Origin of the sequence: Rhodoferax sp. U11-2br (assembly GCF_018619435.1) — a bacterium.
Lineage (GTDB): Bacteria > Pseudomonadota > Gammaproteobacteria > Burkholderiales > Burkholderiaceae_C > Rhodoferax.
The window spans coordinates 1-14,174 of the sequence record NZ_JAHFZF010000015.1; the positions used below are offsets into that span (position 1 = coordinate 1).

12 protein-coding genes are annotated in these 14,174 nt (G+C 60.9%); 8 read left to right on the plus strand and 4 right to left on the minus strand.

Translation table 11 applies throughout. From position 1 onward, the window contains the following. Positions 1–88: 88 nt before the first annotated feature. The gene (locus tag KKO72_RS11065) at positions 89–1,492 is read right to left on the minus strand and encodes an efflux transporter outer membrane subunit (protein ID WP_214938210.1); all 1,404 of its coding nucleotides are present in this window, start codon (positions 1,490–1,492) and stop codon (positions 89–91) included. A gap of 199 nt (positions 1,493–1,691) precedes the next feature. Between KKO72_RS11065 and KKO72_RS11070 the strand changes: the two genes are divergently transcribed. From KKO72_RS11070 to KKO72_RS11080, 3 genes are all read left to right on the plus strand, one after another. Beyond that, positions 1,692–2,963: an RsmB/NOP family class I SAM-dependent RNA methyltransferase gene (locus KKO72_RS11070; RefSeq protein WP_214938212.1), complete on the plus strand. Its 1,272-nt coding sequence runs from the start codon at positions 1,692–1,694 to the stop codon at positions 2,961–2,963. 129 nt (positions 2,964–3,092) lie between these two features. Next, positions 3,093–4,226, plus strand: a complete 1,134-nt coding sequence (locus tag KKO72_RS11075) for a fatty acid desaturase (RefSeq protein WP_214938356.1) — start codon at positions 3,093–3,095, stop codon at positions 4,224–4,226. 249 nt (positions 4,227–4,475) lie between these two features. Further along, positions 4,476–5,342 (plus strand): methylglyoxal synthase, encoded by an 867-nt coding sequence (locus tag KKO72_RS11080; RefSeq protein ID WP_214938214.1) that lies wholly within the window; start codon positions 4,476–4,478, stop codon positions 5,340–5,342. Between the two features lie 99 nt (positions 5,343–5,441). Here KKO72_RS11080 and rpmG read toward each other — a convergent pair whose 3' ends face one another. From rpmG to trxB, 3 genes are all read right to left on the minus strand, one after another. After that, on the minus strand, positions 5,442–5,612 hold the full coding sequence (gene rpmG, locus KKO72_RS11085) for a 50S ribosomal protein L33 (protein ID WP_180131837.1): 171 nt from the start codon (positions 5,610–5,612) through the stop codon (positions 5,442–5,444). Positions 5,613–5,630: 18 nt separating this feature from the next. Continuing rightward, positions 5,631–5,864 (minus strand): 50S ribosomal protein L28, encoded by a 234-nt coding sequence (gene rpmB, locus KKO72_RS11090; RefSeq protein ID WP_180131834.1) that lies wholly within the window; start codon positions 5,862–5,864, stop codon positions 5,631–5,633. A 145-nt stretch (positions 5,865–6,009) separates the two neighbouring features. After that, positions 6,010–6,963, minus strand: a complete 954-nt coding sequence (gene trxB / locus KKO72_RS11095; protein ID WP_214938216.1) for a thioredoxin-disulfide reductase — start codon at positions 6,961–6,963, stop codon at positions 6,010–6,012. Between the two features lie 137 nt (positions 6,964–7,100). On the opposite strand from trxB, the gene KKO72_RS11100 reads away from it, so the two are divergent. From KKO72_RS11100 to KKO72_RS11120, 5 genes are all read left to right on the plus strand, one after another. Further along, entirely contained in the window at positions 7,101–7,784 is a 684-nt protein-coding gene (locus tag KKO72_RS11100; protein WP_214938218.1) for a Crp/Fnr family transcriptional regulator, read from the plus strand. Further along, entirely contained in the window at positions 7,781–10,126 is a 2,346-nt protein-coding gene (locus KKO72_RS11105) for a DNA translocase FtsK (RefSeq protein ID WP_214938219.1), read from the plus strand. The genes KKO72_RS11100 and KKO72_RS11105 overlap by 4 nt, the downstream gene beginning before the upstream one ends. Before the next feature lie 11 nt (positions 10,127–10,137). Beyond that, complete coding sequence (lolA, locus tag KKO72_RS11110) at positions 10,138–10,794, plus strand: outer membrane lipoprotein chaperone LolA (protein ID WP_214938221.1); 657 nt, start codon at positions 10,138–10,140, stop codon at positions 10,792–10,794. Positions 10,795–11,050: 256 nt separating this feature from the next. Then, on the plus strand, positions 11,051–12,493 hold the full coding sequence (locus KKO72_RS11115) for a diguanylate cyclase domain-containing protein (protein ID WP_214938223.1): 1,443 nt from the start codon (positions 11,051–11,053) through the stop codon (positions 12,491–12,493). Between the two features lie 47 nt (positions 12,494–12,540). Continuing rightward, the gene (locus KKO72_RS11120; protein WP_214938225.1) at positions 12,541–13,845 is read left to right on the plus strand and encodes a replication-associated recombination protein A; all 1,305 of its coding nucleotides are present in this window, start codon (positions 12,541–12,543) and stop codon (positions 13,843–13,845) included. Positions 13,846–14,174: the final 329 nt, after the last annotated feature.

Here is a 14,174-nt window from a genome sequence, read left to right on the forward strand (position 1 = left end):
AGACAGGGGGCTGGGGAGATAGGGGTGTTCATAGCGGTGGGGACAGGGAATCAGGTTCAGCGGCCATCGATGTGGGGTTCGGGCTGTGTCAGGGCTGCGTCTGCCAGCCGCCACCCAGCGCTTTGACCAGCCGGACATGGTCGGCACCCAGGGTGGCCTGCAGACTGGCCACACTGTCCTGGGTGCTGAGCAGGGTGCGCTGGGTTTGCAGCACGGTCTGGAAGTCGATCAGGCCGCTGGCAAAGCGGTTTTGCGCCAGCAGATCGGCGTTGCGGGCTGAGTCGGCGGCTTGTTGCAACAAAACCAGGCGTTCGCGGTCGTTTTTGAGGGCGATCAACGCATCTTCCACCTCTTTGAGCGCGGTCAACACCGTGTTCTGGTAGCTTGCGCGGGTCTGCTCCAAGGCAGCTTCCTGCGCCAGCACCCGGCTTTTGGCGGCACCGCCGTCGATCAGCGGCACCGAGACCGAGCCCAGCAGACTGCTGACCAGCGTGGCGCCGTTGCCCAGGCCCGTCAGGGTCAGGGCGCTCAGGGACAGGGAGCCACCCAGCTTGAAGCTGGGGTAACGCGCGGCATCCGCCGCATCCACCCGTGCCAGAGCGGCGCGGATGCGGTACTCGGCGGCACGCACATCGGCACGCTGGCGCAGGGTCTCGGCGGGAATCTGTTGGGTCATGGTGCTTCTGGCTTGTGGCACAGCACGCTCAGGCAGCAGCAGGGTGTCCAGATCCAGCGGACGCTGGCCGGTCAATACCGCCAGGCTGTGGCGGGTCTGGGCCAGGCTGGTCAACAGCGAGGGGATTTGTGCGGCTGTCTGCGCCGCAGCGGTTTGCGCCTGCTCCACTTCGAGCGAGGTCACCAGACCGGCCTGAGACCGCCACTGGGTGATCTGCAGGGTTTGTTGCTGGCTGGCCAGGTTGTTCTGGGCAATGGCCAGTTGGGCCTGGGTACCGCGCAACTGCAGGTAAGCCAGCGCCACTTCAGCAGTGATACTGACCTGCACATCGCGCAGGCTGGCCTGGGAGGCGAGTGCGTCGGCCTCGCTGGCCCGGATGCTGCTGCGGTTGGCACCAAAAATGTCGACTTCCCACCCGGCGTCCAGGCCTGCCTTGAAACTGTTGCTGGCGTCGTTGCCCTCAGATTTGCTGCGTTGGCCCGAGCCAGACAGGTTCACATTGGGGCCTGCGGTGGCCACACTCACGTCCCGCAGGGCACGCGCTTGCTGTAAGGCGGCTTGCGCCGAGCGGATGCTGGTGTTGGCCTGCAAAGCCTGGTTCACCAGCTGGCTCAGCAAGGGGTCTTGAAAATCGTCCCACCAGGCGGTGGGTTGCTGGGTCGAGGTGCTGCTTGCCTCCCAAGTCGGCTCTGGTGAGTCAGACGTTGTGCTCAGGTTGGCGCATCCGGCCAGTGCCAGGCTGGCGGTGAGTGTGAGCAACAGGCTGGGGCGGGCAGACGGGCAGAAGCGGGCGGTGCGAAGCGGTTTGGGGTGCATCAAAAAGGGATGTAGGGGCGGCGGCTGGGCCGGACGGGCGGATTGTGCTGCATCTTGATGAAAGCAGCGTCTCAGAGCGGTGAAGCTGTGTAAAGTTCCCGCAGCGGCCAAGCCGCCACTGGCTTGATAAGGTGCAATCCCCGGGTGATATCGCCGATTTGCACCGCTGCCCGGTGGCTCATGGGACAATGCGCGCCCTATGCATCCAAAAGCCCTGCTTGACGCCTGTTCTGAACTGGTTCGTCTCACCCTCAAATTCGATCACCCGGCAGACGCCATTGTGTCGCGCTTTTTTCGCGACCACCGCGGCCTGGGGCCGCGTGAGCGCGCCACCCTGGCCGAAACCGTGTACACGGTGCTGCGCAAAAAAAACCTGTTTGACCACTTTGCGCCATCCGGCAGTGGCCCTAAAGAGCGGCGCCTGGCGATTCTGGGTTTTTACGGCCCGGGTGATTTTCTGCGCAGCGCCCTGAGTGATCAAGAAATCAACTGGCTCGACCAGTGTGAAAAGATCCAGCCACAAGACCTGATGGACCGCCATCGCCACAACCTGCCCGAGTGGCTGGTGCAGCCGCTCAAAGACCAGCTCGGTGACGGTTTCTGGCCGCTGGTGGAGAGTTTTAACAAAGGCGCCGGGCTTGATCTGCGCGTCAACACCTTCAAGGCCAAACGGACCGATGTGCAAAAAGCGCTGGCCGAGTCCGGCATCAAGGCGCTGCCCACGCCGTACTCCCCCTGGGGCCTGCGTATTTCGGGCAAACCAGCGCTGAACAAACACCCTGCCTTTGTGGCTGGCGACTTGGAGGTGCAGGACGAAGGCTCACAACTGCTGGCGATGCTGCTGGACGCCAAACGCGGCGAGATGGTGGTCGATTTTTGTGCCGGTGCCGGTGGCAAGACGCTGGCGATTGGTGCGGCCATGCGCAGCACCGGGCGGCTTTATGCGTTTGACACCTCGGCTGGGCGGCTCGATGCCTTCAAGTCGCGCCTCGCCCGCAGCGGTTTGTCCAATGTGCACCCTGCTGCTATTGCGCATGAGCGTGACGACCGCGTCAAACGCCTGTCAGGCAAGATTGACCGGGTGTTGGTGGATGCACCCTGCACCGGCATGGGCACGCTGCGACGCAACCCCGACCTCAAATGGCGCCAGGACATGAAAGCCGTCGAGGAGATGGCGGTCAAACAAACGGCCATTTTGCAAAGTGCTGCGCGCCTGGTGAAATCGGGTGGCCGCCTGGTCTATGCGACCTGCAGCGTGTTGCCGCAGGAAAACGAAGCCATTGCGCAGGCATTCTCCGAGGCCAACAAGGACTTTGAGCCACTGGATGTGGGCGAAGTGTTGACCCAGCTTAAAGTCGAGCAAGCGGCTACCTTGTGCAGCGGTGGGGACAACGGCCAGCGTTATTTGCGACTGTGGCCCCACCAGCACCAGACCGACGGCTTTTTTGCCGCAGTCTGGCAGCGTAAATAAGCCGCGCTGCCGCAACTCGGTGCCAGTGATCCACTGGTAGCGCGGGATATTTATAAAGAGGGACAAAGCTTGACGACTTTTTTGCTCGATTGGGCCAGTGTGGGCCTGTGGGACATCAGTGCCTGGGCCATGGTGCTGTTCACGCTGGTGATGACCCACATCACCATGATTTGCGTCACCATCTTTTTGCACCGGCATCAGGCGCACCGCGCGCTCGATTTGCATCCGGTGGCCGCGCATTTTTTCCGCTTCTGGCTCTGGCTCACCACCGGGCAGGTCACCAAGGAGTGGGCGGCCATCCACCGCAAACACCACGCCAAGTGTGAGCAGAGCGACGACCCGCACAGCCCGCAGGTGTATGGCATCCGCACCGTGCTGCTGCAAGGTTACGAGCTGTACCGCAAGGAAGCGTCCAACCTCGACACCCTGGCGCGTTACGGCCACGGCACACCCGACGACTGGCTGGAGCGCAATGTTTACAGCCGGTTTTCGTCGGCCGGTGTGATCCTGATGCTGCTGATTGATCTGACTCTGTTTGGTGCGGCAGGGTTAGCCGTGTGGGCGGTGCAGATGATGTGGACGCCGGTGATGGCGGCCGGCATCATCAATGGCGCCGCGCACTACTGGGGTTACCGCAACTTTGAGGCGCCCGATGCCAGCACCAACATCTCGCCCTGGGGTGTGCTGATTGCGGGTGAGGAGTTGCACAACAACCACCATACCTACCCGACCTCGGCCAAGTTGTCGGTTAAGCCCTATGAGTTTGACATCGGCTGGATGTACATCAGCCTGCTGCAGCGCCTGCACCTGGCCAAGGTCAAAAAGACGCCGCCCCGGCTGGCACTGGGCAGCGTGCGGGCGGTAGCGGACGAGCAGACGCTGGAGGCGCTGATCCACAACCGTTTTGAGCTGATGGCGCGTTATGCCCAGGGCATGCGCAGCGCGTTCAAGCAGGAGGTCAAAGCCCTGCGCGCGCGCCAGGCCGATGCCAGCATGATCCGCGCCGCCAAAAGCTGGTTGCACCGCGATGCCGAGAAGATCCCTGCGGCGATGGCCGCGCAGCTGGCGGCAGCCCGTGCGGCCTCACCAGTGCTCGACAAAATGGTGGTGATGCGTGAAGAGCTGCGCCAGATGTGGCTCAACCGTTTGCACACGCGCGAGCAACTTGCCACCGAACTGCAGGCCTGGTGCCAGCGCGCAGAGGCCAGCGGCATTGCGGCGCTGCAAGAGTTTTCAAAAAAGCTGCGTGCCGTGCAGGCCTGAGGTTGCTGCAAATATAGGCACGAAACGGGCATTTAGCCCTTTTTCCAAGTGGATAGAATGCTTCTCTATTCATAGCGTTTCTGGGCGACTAGCCCCTGCCGCTGCCCCTTGGATGCCAGCCTTTTTGTGAAAGATGTTGACCATGATCCTGTCTGCGTTCCTGACCTTGCCTGCTGCGCCCTGGCCAGCCACTGATCACCTTGTGGGCTACGCCACGATGGGTTGCTTGTTTCACACCGGGAGCGCAACATGAACTTTGGACTGGCAGCGCATCGCCTGCACCGTATGGGAACAGATAGCACCTTGCTGCGTTGGGCGCGTGTGTGTGAACCGGCTCTGCCACTGCTTGGCCTCACCTGGCACGCCACCGGTGGGGCGCATGACACACTGGTGGTTAATGACTTGTTTCGTGGCCAGTTGATGTCGGTGGGTTATGGACGTGACGGCGGTTTGATGCGGCTGGTGTCGCGTATTGCGGGTGGCCTGACGCCTGAGGCTGAGCTTGATGGGGTGTTTTTTTTCATCGATCCGGTCAACCCGACCTCGATTTTTCCGGAGGCGCAGGCCCTCAAGCGCCAATGTGTGATCCATGGCAAACCCTTTGTGGCGACCTTCGCTGGCGCGGTAGAGTGGGTGGCCTTGGAACTGGTGCGTGCGGGCGTGGGCACGGGGCCGGTGCCGATGGCGGCGCAGCTGCTGGCGCTGGAATCCCAGGTGGTGGCGCTGATCGCCCACGATGCACTCAAAGAGGACATGGTCGACTTTGCCATGAAACACTTTGACACTTTGTCGCGTTTTGCCGGGCGGGTTGCCACCGGCACCACCGGCAGTCGCCTCAATGCCATGGCCTGGGCACGTGGCTGGCCAGCATCCCAGCCCTGGGTCACCTGTTACCAGAGTGGCCCGCTGGGTGGGGACTCGCAGATTGCCGAGCTTGTGCTGAATCGGCGTTGCCAGAAAGTGATCTTTTTTGAGGATCCGCATGTGGCGCGCCAGCATGAGGCCGACATCCAGCTGCTCGACCGTGCGGTCTACAGCGCGGGTGATGTCACCACCTGTTTCAACACCCCCGCCATGGCCGGGCGTTGGGCTGAGGCCATATCAAAAAACAGCTAAATTGGCCTCTAGCCCTTGATATGCAAGGGCTGATAGCTACAGTTATAAAAGCAAAAAGCCCGCTGGAAGCGGGCTTTTTGGTACTCAGAAACAACTGAATTACTTCAGCTTCATTTCTTTGTAGTCCACATGCTTGCGAGCCTTGGGATCAAATTTCTTGATCAACAGCTTTTCGGGCGTGGTCTTCTTGTTCTTGTCGGTGGTGTAGAAGTGACCGGTGCCAGCGGTTGATTCCAGCTTGATTTTTTCGCGTCCGCCTTTGGTTGCCATGATGATTCCTTCGTGAAATTAGGCTTGACCACGTGCGCGCAGGTCAGCGAGCACAGCGTCGATACCGTTTTTGTCGATCAAACGCAGACCGGCGTTGGAAATGCGCAGGCGAACCCAGCGGTTTTCAGTTTCCACCCAGAAACGGCGGTATTGCAGGTTCGGCAGGAACCGACGTTTGTTTTTGTTGTTGGCGTGGGAAACTGTGTTCCCAACCATCGGGCCTTTGCCCGTGACTTCACATACGCGTGCCATGTGGACACTCCGATATTTTTAACGGCCCCGACTGACGCCAGGAGCCTCACCTCGCCAAGAAAAAGGGTGGCGGTAACCCGATTGCCGTCCGATCCCCTCACGGGGGCGTTCAGCAAAGCCCAGCATTATAGCCCGCTATTTGTGCTTAGCCCTGTTGCTCCAGAAAACGCTGTGCGTCCAGCGCCGCCATACAACCGGTGCCAGCACTGGTGATGGCCTGGCGGTAGACATGGTCCTGCACGTCGCCAGCGGCAAAAATGCCGGGCACACTGGTCTGGGTGGCAAAACCCTTGTTGCCACCTTGGGTGATGATGTAGCCGTTTTCCATAGCCAGCTGGCCTTCGAAAATGCCGGTGTTGGGGGAATGGCCGATGGCGATGAAACAGCCTTTGAGCGTCAGGTCCTCCAGCGCGCCGGTGGTAACGTTTTTGATGCGGGCACCGGTCACACCGCTCTGGTCACCCAGCACCTCTTCGAGTGTGCTGAAGGTGCGCAGTTCGATCCGCCCGGAGGCCACTTTCTCCATGAGTTTGTCGATCATGATCGGCTCGGCGCGGAATTTGTCGCGGCGGTGGATCAGATACACCTTGGACGCAATGTTGGACAGGTACAGCGCTTCTTCCACAGCGGTGTTGCCACCACCCACCACACAGCAGACCTCATTTCGGTAGAAAAAGCCGTCACAGGTGGCGCAGCCGGAGACGCCGCGGCCCATGAAAGCATCTTCCGATGTCAGGCCCAGGTACTTCGCGGACGCGCCGGTGGCCAAAATCAATGCGTCACAGGTGTAGCTGGCGCTGTCACCGGTCAAGGTGAACGGGCGTTTGGAGAAATCAACCTGGTTGATGTGGTCAAACACAATCTCGGTATTGAAGCGTTCGGCGTGTGCCAGAAAACGCGCCATCAGGTCCGGGCCCTGCACACCGTCCACGTCGGACGGCCAGTTGTCGACCTCGGTGGTGGTCATTAGTTGCCCGCCCTGGGCCATGCCGGTGATCAGCAGTGGGGAGAGGTTGGCGCGGGCGGCGTAGATGGCGGCGGTGTAACCGGCGGGGCCGGAACCCAGGATCAGAACTTGTGCGTGACGTTGGCTTGTCATTTGTTACCTTTTGAATACGAGGGGCTGACGTGTACAGTCGAGATAATTTTTTAAACTATCGGGTTGCTTGAGGAACGGAAATTGTGCGTATTTTGATGCTATCTGTTCTGGGAATCTGCGTTTTTTAGGGTGATGAGATGGCTATGTTGACAACATCGGATTTATTGCGCAGGGTGCCTATTTTTGCGGGGCTCACCCCGGCGCAGATGTCTCAATTGTCCGGCAATGTGGTCAAACAGCGCTACAAGCGGGGTGAATTGATCGTTGAACAGGGCAAAAAAAGTGGTGCCTTGTTCATCATCCTGTCGGGTCGGGCCCGGGTCGTCATGACCGACCGGCGTGGCAAGGAGGTGATCCTCAACACCCTCGGGCCGGGCGATTGCATTGGTGAGATGAGCCTGATCGACGGTCAAAGCCATTCTGCCAGCGTCAAGACCGATATTCAGACCGATGTGTTGGTGCTCAGCTACACCGAGTTTGTGCGCTGCTTGGCCGAAAACCAGAGCATCGCGTTCTGGATCATGAAGGGCCTGGTGCAGCGTTTGCGCAAATCGGGTGAGATGGTCAGCTCGCTGGCGCTGATGGATGTTTACGGGCGCGTGGCCAAGGTGCTGGTGGACGCAGCCCAGCCCCAGGGAGAGAACGATCTGGTGATTTGCGAAAAAATGACACGCCAGGACATTGCCAAAATGGTGGGCGCCTCGCGTGAAATGGTCAGCCGGGTGATGCGTGATTTTGAAGAGCAAGGTTTCATCCAGACCAATGAAGCTGGCTGCTTTGTGCTGAAAGAACGTCGTCTGGCGTTGCGCCAACTCCCATGACCTATTCCCTCAATACCCTCAACACACCCCGTAACGAGGCGCCCAAGGCGGGCCGCTCGGTGATGGGCCGCTTTGCGCAGGAGCTTTGGCTGCTGATGGGACTGGTGTTGCTGGCGCTGTGGCTGCTGGCGCTGCTGAGTTATTCCCCGCTGGACCCGGCATGGTCCACCTCGGGCAACGGCGGACCCTTGCAGAACTACGCCGGTCATGTGGGCGCCTGGTTAGCCGACGGCAGCTACTTCCTTCTGGGGTATTCGGCGTGGTGGTGTGTGGCCGCCGCCCTGCGTGCCTGGTTGTCGGCCCTGGCGCGTTGGCTGCGCGGGCATGAGGAGGTTCTGGCACCGGCCAAACCCGGCGCTGAGGCCGTGTCGGCCGAAGGCGGGCGGGCCCTGTTCTGGCTCGGCTTGCTGGTGCTGATGTGCGCCAGTGCCACGCTGGAGTGGACGCGTTTTTACAGCCTGGAGTCGCACCTGCCGGGTCACGGCGGTGGATTGCTGGGCTATTTTTTGGGGCCCCTGGGGCTGCAGGGCCTGGGCTTCACCGGCTCGGGACTGGTGGCGATTGCCGCCGGGGTGATGGGTTCGTCTCTGGTGTTTGGTTTCTCCTGGGGGCTGGTGGCCGAACGGCTGGGCGCCTGGATGTTTGGCCAGATCGAAAACCGTCGCGAAAAAATCGCCCAGGACGAAGACCTGGCGCTGGGCCAGCAGGCCGCCCAGGCACGGGCCGAGGTGCTGGTTGAAGAGCGCCAGGACCAGGCGGTGCACCACCCCAAACCGGTTGTAGTGGTGGAGCCGGTGGTGATGGAAGTGCCCAAGAGTGAGCGTGTGGTCAAAGAGCGCCAGAAGCCGCTGTTCCAGGAAATTGACAGCAAGCTGCCGCAGGTTGACCTGCTGGACGCCGCCCTGCTGCGCCAGGAAACCGTGGCACCCGAGACGCTGGAGATGACCAGCCGCATGATCGAGAAGAAGCTCAAAGACTTCGGCGTCGAGGTGGCGGTGGTGCTGGCGCAGCCCGGGCCGGTGATCACCCGTTACGAGATTGAACCCGCTACCGGCGTCAAGGGCTCACAAATTGTGGGCCTGGCCAAGGATTTGGCACGCTCCTTGAGCCTGGTGTCGATCCGTGTGGTGGAAACCATTCCGGGCAAAAATTTCATGGCGCTGGAGTTGCCCAACGCCAAGCGCCAGACCATCAAGCTCAGCGAAATCCTGGGCTCCAAGATCTACAACGAAGCCAAATCGATGCTTACCATGGGGCTGGGCAAGGACATTGTGGGCAACCCGGTGCTGGCCGATCTGGCCAAGATGCCGCACGTGCTGGTGGCCGGTACCACCGGCTCGGGCAAGTCGGTCGGTATCAACGCGATGATCCTCTCGCTGCTGTACAAGGCCGAGGCCGATGACGTGCGCCTGCTGATGATCGACCCGAAGATGCTGGAAATGTCGGTCTACGAGGGCATTCCGCACCTGCTGTGCCCGGTGGTGACCGACATGAAACAGGCCGCCAATGGCCTGACCTGGTGTGTGGCCGAGATGGAGCGTCGCTACAAACTCATGAGCAAGATGGGTGTGCGCAACCTGGCCGGCTTCAACACCAAATGGGACGAGGCCAAGGCGCGTGGTGAGTTCATCTACAACCCGTTCAGCCTGACGCCCGAGGCGCCCGAACCGATTGAACGCCTGCCCCACATCGTGGTGGTGATCGACGAGCTGGCTGACCTGATGATGGTGGTAGGTAAAAAGATCGAAGAGCTGATTGCCCGCCTGGCGCAAAAAGCCCGTGCCGCCGGTATCCACCTGATTTTGGCCACCCAGCGCCCCAGCGTGGACGTGATCACCGGCCTGATCAAGGCCAACATCCCGACGCGCATTGCCTTCCAGGTGAGCAGCAAGATCGATAGCCGCACCATCCTCGACCAGATGGGCGCCGAGGCGCTGCTGGGCATGGGCGACATGCTCTACATGCCCAGCGGTACCGGCCTGCCGATCCGGGTGCACGGCGCCTTTGTCAGCGACGAGGAAGTGCACCGCGTGGTCAGTTACCTCAAAAGTCAGGGTGAGCCCAACTACATCGAAGGGATTCTGGAAGGCGGCACGGTCGACGGCGAAGACGGCGCTGGCGCGCTGGACGGCGGTGGTGGTGAAAAAGATCCGATGTACGACCAGGCGGTCGAGGTGGTGCTCAAGAACCGCAAAGCCAGCATCTCACTGGTACAGCGGCATCTGAAAATTGGTTATAACCGCGCCGCCCGGCTGGTGGAAGACATGGAAAAAGCCGGTCTGGTCAGCAGCATGAGCACCAGCGGCCAGCGCGACATCCTGGTGCCCGCGCGCAACGAATGATGGGTCCCACAATGCATTTCAAACGACTATTGATCACTACGGCTTTGATAGCTATCGGGGCAGGTAATACCTGGGCTGGCGGCATAAAAAGCTTGGAAGACTTCGTCAAAACCGTGAAAACCGGCAAGGCCGACTTCACCCAGGTAGTGACTTCACCGGCCAAGGACGGGCAGGCGCCACGTGTCAAAACATCGAGTGGCCAGTTTGAATTTGCCCGGCCCAACCGCTTCAAGTTTGTCTACGTCAAACCCTTTGCCCAGACCATCGTGGCCGATGGCCAGACCTTGTGGTTGTATGACGTTGACCTGAACCAGGTCACGGCGCGCCAGCAGTCGCAGGTGCTGGGCTCGACCCCCGCAGCGCTGATTGCTTCGGCCGCTGATCTGAAGGCGCTGCAAGCCGACTTCACCTTGACTGACGCACCCGACAAGGACGGGCTGCAATGGGTGCTGGCCACACCGAAGGCCAAGGACGGCCAGTTGCAGTCGGTGCGGGTCGGTTTCAAGGCTGGTGGCACCGAGGTGGCCACCCTCGAAGTGCTGGAGATTCTGGACAGTTTTGGTCAGCGTTCGGTGCTGAGTTTTGCGGGTTTCCAGGTCAATCCGGCTTTGCCAACCAAAGGGTTTGAGTTCAAACCCCCGCCTGGGGCGGATGTGCTCAAACAGTGAGGTCTGGCTGGTGATGGCCCCGGCCTGATCTGGTCGAGCCGTCTGCCTGAGCAGCGCGAGCGGGCGTGTTCCCGCTGCTGGTATCAAAAGACCCACCCAGGCTGACCTGGCCTGTATCTGCGCTGGAGTTGATCCAACTGGGGCTGGTGTGTGGTGCCTCAGGTGGAAAATGGCCCTGTTTCCGGCAGAATGTGGCCGCCGCACATTCGGGCGCCAGGGCCACTCTCAAGACACCAAACTTTTTACCTCACTGTTTATGCCAGCCCCTTTGCCGTCTGAGCGCCTGTCGACCATCCGGGCTTTGTTTGACGACTACATCGCGCAGTACGCCACGCGTGATGACCGGTTGACCACCCGTTTCAGCGACAACTTCAGTGGTTACAGCGGTGGCGGGGATGTGCTGGTGAAGGACCGCGCCGAGTGGGTGAAGATCACCCGGCAGGACTTTGCCCAGGTGCCGCAGCCGTTGCGCATCGAGATGCTCGACATTTGCCTGCAAGACCTGTGTCACGAGGTGGTGGTGGTCACCGCGTTTTTCCACATCCACCTGCCCGGTCCGGAGCATGTGTTGTCCCGCGAAACGGCGCGGCTGGTGCTGATTTTCCGGCTGGAGCAGGCTGACTGGAAAATTGTGCACAGCGGGATCTCCATCCCCTACCACCTGGTGCAGGCCGGTGAGGTCTACCCCTTGAAAGGTTTGCAGGACCGCAACAGCGCGCTGGAGAGTCTGGTCGAGCAGCGCACCAAACAACTCCAGGACAGCGAGGCGCTGTACCGCCTGCTGACCGAAGAAACCCTGGACGTGGTCTGGAAGGCCGACCGCAACTTGCGCATCACCTATATCAGCCCGGCCGACGAACGGCTGCGTGGCTTCAAGGCCGAAGAAGTGCTGGGCCAGCATGTGTTTGAGCTGTTTACCGAAGACGGTGTGGCCACGGTCCAGAACATCCTCAAAAACCAAGCCCAGGCCGGTGAGGGCAAAAGGTCCCCCGAAGGCTTTTGGATCTTTTCTGTACAACACCGCGCCAAAAACGGCCGGGTCTTGTGGGGCGAGGTGCTGGCCAAGCCGGAATATGACGCACAAGGCAACATCCTGGGTTACCACGGCACCACGCGCGAGTGCACCGACCGCGTCCGGCTGGAAAACGAGGTACGGCAACTGGCTTTTTTTGACCCGCTGACCAGCCTGCCCAACCGGCGCCTGCTGGATGACCGGCTCGGGCAGAGTCTGGTGGTGAGCAAACGCAGCGGCAACTATGGCGCGGTGATGGTGCTGGACCTGGACAATTTCAAAACCCTCAATGACCTGCACGGCCACCATGTGGGTGATTTGCTGCTGCTGGAGGTGGCCCGGCGGCTGGTGGACTGTGTGCGCCAGAAAGACACCGTGGCGCGTTTTGGTGGCGACGAGTTTGTGGTGATCCTGGGTGAGTTGAGTGCCGACCGGCCACGCTCCATCCAGCAGGCCACCGACGTGGCCGAGAAAATCCGCACGAGCCTGGTCGCGCCTTACCTGCTCAAGGTGTCCCAGAGCGGGCAGATGGACACCCTGGTGGAGCACCACTGCTCGGCCAGCATCGGCCTGGCGCTGTTTCTGGGCCAGGACGCCAGTCAGAATGACCTGCTGAAATGGGCTGATGCTGCGATGTACCGAGCCAAAGCGGCGGGCCGTAATGTGATCCGTCTGGCTGACGGCTGAGCGGACAACGGGGTCATTTTCCCGCTTGGTCAAGCCACAATAGGGCCATGAGCACCGCGCCCTCCAACCACCCACCGCTGGCCGAGCGCCTGCGCCCCAAGATACTGGCCGAGGTGATTGGCCAACAACACATGCTGGGGGAGGGCATGGCCTTGCGCCTGGCCTTTGAGTCAGGTCAGCCACACAGCTGCATCCTGTGGGGGCCACCGGGCACCGGCAAGACCACCATTGCGCGGCTGATGGCCGATGCGTTTGACGCGCAGTTCATCACCATCAGTGCGGTGCTGGGTGGGGTCAAGGACATTCGCGAGGCGGTCGAGCAGGCGCAGTTGGTGCAAGCACAAGGTCGGCGCACACTGGTGTTTGTCGATGAGGTGCACCGCTTCAACAAAAGCCAGCAGGACGCTTTTTTGCCGCATGTGGAAAGCGGTTTGTTCACCTTTATCGGTGCCACCACCGAAAACCCCTCGTTCGAGGTGAACTCGGCCCTGTTGTCACGCGCCGCGGTGTATGTGCTGCAAGCACTCACTGCAGATGATTTGAAGCAAATTGTGGCCTCAGCCCAGACGCTGCAAGGGGCGCCTGCTATTGAAGATGCAGCAGTTGAGCGTTTGGTGGCTTATGCCGATGGGGACGCCCGGCGACTGCTGAACACCCTGGAAACCCTGGCCGTGGCGGCGGCACAGGAGAAGCGCAGCGAGATCACCGACGATTGGTTGCTCAAGGTGCTGGGTGAGCGCATGCGTCGTTACGACAAAGGTGGTGAACAGTTTTACGACACCATCTCGGCCCTGCACAAAAGTGTGCGCGGTAGCGACCCGGACGCCGCGCTGTATTGGCTGGTGCGCATGCTCGACGGCGGCGCCGACCCCAAATACATGGCACGACGCCTGGTTCGTATGGCCAGCGAAGACATTGGCCTGGCCGACCCGCGGGCGCTGCGCCTGGCGCTGGACGCCGCCGAGGTCTACGAGCGCCTGGGCAGCCCCGAAGGTGAGCTGGCGCTGGCCGAATGTGTGGTTTATCTGGCCATCGCACCCAAGAGCAACGCGGTCTACAAAGCCTTCAACGCGGCCAAGGCTTTTGTCAAACAGGACGGCACCCGCCCGGTGCCGATGCACCTGCGCAACGCCCCCACCAAGCTCATGAAACAGCTGGACTACGGCAAGGGTTACCGCTACGCGCACGACGAGGCTGGCGGCTTTGCGGCCGGTGAACGTTATTTGCCCGACGGCATGGCCGAACCCGGTTTTTATCAACCGGTGGAGCGTGGTCTGGAGATCAAGATTGCCGACAAGATGCGTGGCTTGCGTGCGCAAAACCAGGCCGCTATGTCTGCTGGCAAAAACTGAAGCAAGGGCAGCGGGCCGCCAACCCGTGTCTGACCCAGCAGCGGCCCATACACTGGGACTGGCGTGCGCAGGTCGCCTCAATGAGACATCGTCATCCCCGATTAGCTGATCTGATGGAGCGTGAATCCGGGGGTAAACCCGCGCCAGCATTGGGGCGGCGGGCCATTTGACCTTGACTACAATCGCGGCCACTTCCGCCCCCGGTGCTTTGTACTGGCAGGCTTATTGCTAGAGAAACCGGGTTGCTTGTAGTGCATGGTTTTGCAGACCCTTACCCAGGGTCGACGTACCGGCCGACACAATTATTCGGCTAATTTCGGAGAAAAATA